This is a genomic window from Gilliamella sp. WF3-4 (genome assembly GCF_001690275.1).
Classification (GTDB): Bacteria; Pseudomonadota; Gammaproteobacteria; order Enterobacterales; family Orbaceae; genus Gilliamella; species Gilliamella apicola_C.
Map to the genome: position 1 here is coordinate 22,696 of NZ_LZGW01000059.1, position 6,820 is coordinate 29,515.

General features: G+C 36.6%; 5 protein-coding genes and 1 rRNA gene. All 6 read left to right on the forward strand.

Going from position 1 to position 6,820, the window contains the following annotated elements:
* The first annotated feature begins 19 nt into the window (after positions 1-19).
* Positions 20-1,315: a ribosome rescue GTPase HflX gene (gene hflX, locus A9G47_RS13165; RefSeq protein WP_065643097.1), complete on the forward strand. Its 1,296-nt coding sequence runs from the start codon at positions 20-22 to the stop codon at positions 1,313-1,315.
* 23 nt (positions 1,316-1,338) lie between these two features.
* Positions 1,339-2,571, forward strand: coding sequence for an FtsH protease activity modulator HflK (hflK, locus tag A9G47_RS13170; RefSeq protein ID WP_065643098.1), 1,233 nt, complete (start codon positions 1,339-1,341; stop codon positions 2,569-2,571).
* A 9-nt stretch (positions 2,572-2,580) separates the two neighbouring features.
* Positions 2,581-3,540 carry a protease modulator HflC gene (hflC, locus tag A9G47_RS13175; RefSeq protein WP_065643099.1) on the forward strand — a complete coding sequence of 320 codons (960 nt, stop codon included), beginning with the start codon at positions 2,581-2,583 and terminating at the stop codon, positions 3,538-3,540.
* Positions 3,541-3,560: 20 nt separating this feature from the next.
* Positions 3,561-4,859, forward strand: coding sequence for an adenylosuccinate synthase (locus A9G47_RS13180; protein ID WP_065643100.1), 1,299 nt, complete (start codon positions 3,561-3,563; stop codon positions 4,857-4,859).
* A 92-nt stretch (positions 4,860-4,951) separates the two neighbouring features.
* On the forward strand, positions 4,952-6,133 hold the full coding sequence (gene purT, locus A9G47_RS13185) for a formate-dependent phosphoribosylglycinamide formyltransferase (RefSeq protein WP_065643101.1): 1,182 nt from the start codon (positions 4,952-4,954) through the stop codon (positions 6,131-6,133).
* A 301-nt stretch (positions 6,134-6,434) separates the two neighbouring features.
* A 16S ribosomal RNA gene (locus A9G47_RS13190) occupies positions 6,435-6,820 on the forward strand; the annotation flags it as partial.

The following is a 6,820-nucleotide window of genomic DNA, read 5'->3' on the forward strand; positions in this document are numbered from 1 at the left end:
ATTTCAGTGGAGATTCTGATTGTTTGAGCGATATAAAGGCGGTGAGACTGCCTTATTAGTCCATGTATTTTTCCCTCAAGAAAGCAATATTGAGGATCTTAAAGAGTTTGAAGTATTAGTTTCTTCTGCTCGAATAGAGATTCTCGATATTGTGACGACCTCAAGAAAATCGCCGCAAGCCAAATATTTCATTGGTGAAGGTAAAGCACAAGAAATAGCTGAAAAAGTTAAACAACTCGATGCTTCTGTTATTTTAGTCAATCATACTTTAACTCCTTCTCAAGAACGTAACTTAGAACAACTATGTAAATGCCGCGTTGTGGATAGAACAGGATTAATTCTTGATATTTTTGCCCAACGAGCTAGAACGCATGAAGGTAAATTGCAAGTTGAGCTAGCTCAGTTAAAACATCTTTCGACACGATTAGTGCGAGGTTGGACTCATCTAGAACGGCAAAAAGGTGGTATTGGCTTACGTGGTCCTGGTGAAACTCAATTAGAAACTGATAGACGATTGATTCGCCATCGTATTCAATTAATTTTATCAAGGTTGGCTAAAGTTGAAAAACAGCGAAATCAAAATCGTCAATCAAGAAATAAAGCTGATCTATCAACAATATCTTTAGTTGGTTACACAAATGCCGGAAAATCGACACTATTTAATGCCTTAACAAAGGCTGATGTATATGCTGCTAATCAGTTATTTGCTACACTCGATCCAACGCTGCGACGAATCGTAGTTGATGATGTTGGTGAAGTTGTTTTAGCGGATACGGTCGGTTTTATTCGTCACTTGCCACATGATCTTATTGCAGCTTTTAAAGCGACTTTACTTGAAACACAGGAAGCATCTTTACTATTACATGTTGTTGATGCCGCTGATTCTAATATATTAGGTAATATTCATGCTGTCGATGAAGTTTTGCTTGAAATTGAAGCTCATGAGATTCCTACTTTGTTAGTGATGAATAAAATTGATTTAATAGAAGGTAAACAACCAAGTATTGATCGTGACGAAAATGGTATGCCAATTCGAGTTTGGATTTCAGCCCAAAATAATTTAGGTGTAAACCTCTTATTTACTGCATTAAAAGAGAGGCTAGCAGGGCAGATTCAAGTTTGCCAATTAAACTTACCTCCCTATTTAGCTAAGCTTAGAAGTCGGTTATATAAATTAAATGCAGTAGAGCATGAAACTATTGAAGATGATGGCAGTTTTCATCTCAATATAAGAATACCGCTAATTGAATGGAATCGCCTCTGTAAACAAGAACCAGATCTGTTATACTTAATCAATAAGCAAAATAATAACTAATTGTTAAATGGAGCATATAAAATATGGCGTGGAATCAGCCCGGAAATAACGGACAAGATAATGATCCATGGGGAGGCAATAACAAAAAAACACCCAATAATTCATTAGGTGATTTATTTGATAAAATCAAAGACCTCTTAAGGAAAAGTAATTCAGGTAACCATAATAACGGTTCATCAGGCATTAAATTACCGATGGATACGTCGAAAATTGTTGGTGCCATAATAATTGTTCTTGCTCTTCTTTGGGGTGGAAATGGTTTTTACACTATCAATCAAAGCGAACGTGGTGTTATTACCCGATTTGGTCAAGTTCAGCCCGAAATTATTCAACCTGGATTAAATTGGAGTCCACCATTAATTGATAAAGTGTATAAAGTTGATACACAAGGTACGCACAATTTTAATGTAAATGGATTTATGATAACAACAGGTGAAGATTTGGTCTTTGTTGAGATGAATGTGCAATATCGTATCAACGATCCTATAAAATATTTATTTAAGGTCACTAATGTTAAAGACAGCCTACAACAAGCTGCAGATAGTGCTTTACGCACAGAAGTAGGCAGCTCAAGTATGGATGATATTTTAACTGATGGGCGTTCCGCATTAGAAACTCGCACTAAAGATGAATTGGTTAATGTGATTAATAATTATGATATGGGAATTAGTATAGTGGATCTTAATTTCCAATCAGCTCGTCCTCCTGAAGCTGTACAAGAAGCTTTTAACGATGCAATGAATGCTCGAGAAGATAAAAAGCGTGAAATAAATAAAGCTGCTGCTGAAAAAGTTAAGCAAGTTCAACAAGCTGAAGGTCGTTCTGCAAGAATTCTAGCAGATGCAAATGCTTATAAAGTTAAAGTAGAACTTGAAGCTGCTGGTGATGTCGCTCGTTTTGAAAAAATCTTACCACAATATAAGGCTGCACCAGAAATTACTAAAGAACGCTTATATATTGAAACTATGGAAAGAGTATTAGCTAAAACGAAAAAAATTTTGGTTAACGATAAAAGCGGAAATTTAATGGTATTACCTCTAGAGCAACTATTGAAAAATACAAATGAAAAGCATTCTGAACCAATGGCTTTATTAAATGAAAATAGTGAATATAATTCTAATATGGCGATCTCTTCTGAAACAATAAAACATCAGCCTCAGACGACACAAGAATTATCAAAAGAGGTTAATAGCAATACAAGTAATACCATTAGCACCAGCAATAGTACGCGAACTGCGCGATCTATGGGAAGATAAGGAGAAAGTATGCGCAAATTATTGATTCCTATAATATTTGTTTTAATTGGTGTGTTTTTTTCTAGCGCTTATGTTATTGAAGAAGGAACTAGGGGGATCGTTTTACGATTTAATAAAATTATAAGATTATCAGATCCTGGATTACATTTTAAAATCCCTGGAATGGATAATGTAAAAGTTGTTGATGCTAAAATTCAAACAACAAATAGTTCTGATAATGTTGGTAAGGAACAAAAGTTTATAACACGTGAAAATAAAGATTTAGTTGTTGATTATTTTGTACAATGGAAGATTGTTGACTTTAATCGATACTATGAAACTATTGCGGGTGGTAATAGTGTTGAAAACTTATTGCTTGCTCGGTTAAATGGCCGTTTAAGAGCCGAAGTTGGTAAATTAGATATCATTGATATTATTAATGACACCAATAATAACTCTCGCAATTCTATTATGACACGTGTAAAAGATGCTTTAAATGGCACAGCACAAGAAGCGGCTAAAAGTGAATCTATTGAAGGTATTATTAGTGAGGTTGTAAAAGATTCTGAAAATAATAAAACCAGTATGAGATCTTTTGGTGTTGAAGTCATTGATGTCCGTATAAAAAAAGTTAATTTTCCTCAGGAAATATCTAATTCAATTTATGAACAAATGAAAGCAGCTCGGAAAGTTGTCGCGCAAAACCAACGTTTCCAAGGGGTTAAAAAGGCTGATGAAATACGAGCAGAGACTACATTAGAAGTTACAAAGATTTTATCTGAAGCTGAACGCCAATCTCGATCTATTCGTGGTGAAGGAGATGCAAATGCAGCTAAACTTTATGCCGATGCTTTTGGTAAAGATATGGAGTTTTTTAGTTTTATTCGTAGTTTAAAAGCTTACGAACAAAGCTTTACAGGTCATGATATTTTGGTCATTAGTCCTGATAGTCAATTTTTTCAATATATGAAATTAAAATCTAATAAATAACAGAATGAGATAAATAATCTATGAGTAATAATGTTGTTGTGCTAGGAACACAATGGGGTGATGAAGGCAAAGGTAAAGTTGTTGATTTACTCACAGAAAAAGCAAAATATGTTGTTCGTTATCAAGGTGGGCATAATGCTGGTCATACATTAGTGATTAATGGTGAAAAAACAGTATTACATTTAATTCCATCAGGAATTTTACGCAATGATGTGATAAGTATTATTGCAAATGGTGTAGTACTTTGCCCTGATGCTCTAATGAAAGAAATGAAAGAGCTAGAAAATAGCGGTATACCTGTTAAAGACAGGCTCCTTATTTCTGAATCATGTCCTTTAATTTTACCTTACCATATTGCGTTAGACCAGGCTCGGGAAAAAGCCCGTGGTAGCAAAGCAATTGGAACAACAGGGCGTGGTATTGGCCCTGCTTACGAAGACAAAGTAGCTCGGCGCGGGCTTCGAGTTGGTGATTTACGTGATCGCCAAGCTTTCGCTGAAAAATTACAAGAAGTTATGGAGTATCATAATTTTCAATTAGTTAATTACTACAAAGCAGAAGCAGTTGATTATCAAAAAGTTCTAAACGACACATTGGCAATAGCAGATATTTTAGTTTCTATGATTGCTGATATTCCCACTCTTTTAGAAGATGCACGCAAAAAAGGTGAGAGAATTATGTTTGAAGGTGCACAAGGTACATTACTTGATATCGATCATGGTACTTATCCTTTTGTTACCTCTTCTAATACCACCGCTGGTGGTGTAGCAACGGGATCTGGTTTTGGTCCGCGTTACGTTGGTTATGTATTAGGTATTGTTAAAGCCTATTCTACACGAGTTGGTGCTGGTCCATTCCCAACGGAATTATTTGATGAAACAGGAGAGTACCTTTGTAAGCAAGGTAATGAATTTGGGGCAACAACAGGCCGTCGTCGTCGTACAGGATGGCTTGATGCAGTTGCTGTTCGCAAAGCGGTACAACTTAATTCTGTATCTGGATTTTGTTTAACTAAACTCGACGTGCTAGATGGGCTTAAAGAGGTTAAGATCTGCATTGGTTATCAATTACCAAATGGAGATGTGATAAAAAATGCTCCAGCGTCTGCTGAAGAGTGGGGCTTAGTTAAGCCTGTGTATGAGTCAATGCTAGGCTGGAGTGAATCAACTTTTGGTGTTAAAAGTTATGATGCTTTACCACAAGCAGCGAAAGCCTATATAAAACGGATTGAAGAACTAACCGAAACACCAATTGATATTATTTCAACAGGGCCAGATCGAAGTGAAACTATGATTTTACGAGATCCATATTCAGTATAATTTTAAATTGAGAAAAATCGGGATAATTATCCCGATTTTTATTTTAAGCTTATTAATTAAAATACAGTGATATAAATCTATAAGAGAATATTATGGCAAAAATAGGAACACCATTATCATTAAGTGCAACAAAGGTATTACTTTGTGGTGCAGGTGAATTAGCCAAAGAGGTTGTCATTGAATTGCAGCGTTTTGGGTGTGAAGTTATTGCTGTTGATCGTTATGCTAATGCGCCAGCCATGCAAGTTGCACATCGTTCTCATATTATTAATATGCTAGACGGTGATGAGCTTAGAAAAATTATTGAGATAGAAAAACCTAATTATATTGTTCCTGAAATAGAAGCAATAGCCACCGATACTTTATTAGAATTAGAAAAAGAAGGATTTGTAGTTATTCCCACAGCTAAAGCGGCGCAATTAACCATGAACCGTGAAGGTATACGTCGTTTAGCCGCAGAAGAACTCAAATTGCCAACTTCACCATATCGTTTTGCATTAAATGAAGCCGAGTATAAGCTTGCAGTTAAAGAAATAGGTTTCCCTTGTTTAGTTAAACCTGTAATGAGTTCTTCGGGAAAAGGGCAATCTTTAGTAAGAAGTGAAGCTGATATTGAATCTTCATGGAAATATGCACAAGAAGGTGGCCGTGCAGGTAGGGGTAAAGTTATTATTGAAGGTTTTGTTGATTTTGATTATGAAATTACGCTATTAACTGTTAGGCATATTAACGGGGTTTTATATTGTGAACCTATTGGCCACCGTCAAGAAAAAGGTGACTATCGAGAATCTTGGCAACCGCAGCAGATGTCAGCTAATGCATTATGTTTAGCTAAAGATATCGCTATGAAGATAACCGAAGCTTTGGGGGGGTATGGGGTATTTGGTGTAGAGCTGTTTGTTAAAGGCGATCAGGTCTGGTTTAGTGAAGTATCACCAAGACCACATGATACAGGTATGGTTACTTTAATATCACAAAACATCTCAGAGTTTGCATTGCATGCTAGAGCTATTTTAGGATTACCAATACCTTTAATAGAACAATATGGCCCAAGTGCATCAGCGGTATTGTTAGCAAATGGTAACTCTGATCACATTACTTTTTCTAATTTGGACAAAGTATTAAATGTTCCAGGTACTGATTTACGCTTATTTGGTAAACCTGAAGTTAACGGAATAAGACGAATGGGAGTTGCTTTAGCTAAAGCAGCAACAGTAGAAGAAGCAATTAAAAAAGCGGTTAATGCAATTAATCAGCTAAAAATAACCTTCTAACCTTGTATTTTGACTAAAAAATATTCACTTGAAATAAAAAAAAGAATTTTATGAAATAGGGGGGTTGACGTGGGCAAGTGAAATGCGTAACATACGCAACCCTTGAGACAGCGAAGTAAATTAACGAAAAGTTAGTTGATTTAAAAAGGCTGTTAGCTCTTTAAAAATAAGAAACAGACAATCTGTGTGGGCACTTGCGAGACAAAAAATTAAAGTCTACGGACTAAAAAATTAAGTCTTGATAAGTGACACTGAAGATTCATTTGAATATGTCAGAGACAGTTATTGAGCATCAAACTTTAAATTGAAGAGTTTGATCATGGCTCAGATTGAACGCTGGCGGCAGGCTTAACACATGCAAGTCGAACGGTAACATGAGTGCTTGCACTTGATGACGAGTGGCGGACGGGTGAGTAAGGTATGGGGATCTGCCGAATGGAAGGGGACAACAGTTGGAAACGACTGCTAATACCGTATAAAGTTGAGAGACCAAAGCATGGGACCTTCGGGCCATGCGCCATTTGATGAACCCATATGGGATTAGCTAGTAGGTGGGGTAAGGGCTCACCTAGGCGACGATCTCTAGCTGGTCTGAGAGGATGGCCAGCCACACTGGAACTGAGACACGGTCCAGACTCCTACGGGAGGCAGCAGTGGGGAATATTGCACAATGGGGGGAACCCTGAT

Coding starts and splice junctions, on each gene's coding strand:
- A9G47_RS13180 (WP_065643100.1), top strand. CDS start 3,561: ATGAGTAATAATGTTGTTGTGCTAGGAACACAATGGGGTGATGAAGGC.
- hflK (WP_065643098.1), top strand. CDS start 1,339: ATGGCGTGGAATCAGCCCGGAAATAACGGACAAGATAATGATCCATGG.
- purT (WP_065643101.1), top strand. CDS start 4,952: ATGGCAAAAATAGGAACACCATTATCATTAAGTGCAACAAAGGTATTA.
- hflC (WP_065643099.1), top strand. CDS start 2,581: ATGCGCAAATTATTGATTCCTATAATATTTGTTTTAATTGGTGTGTTT.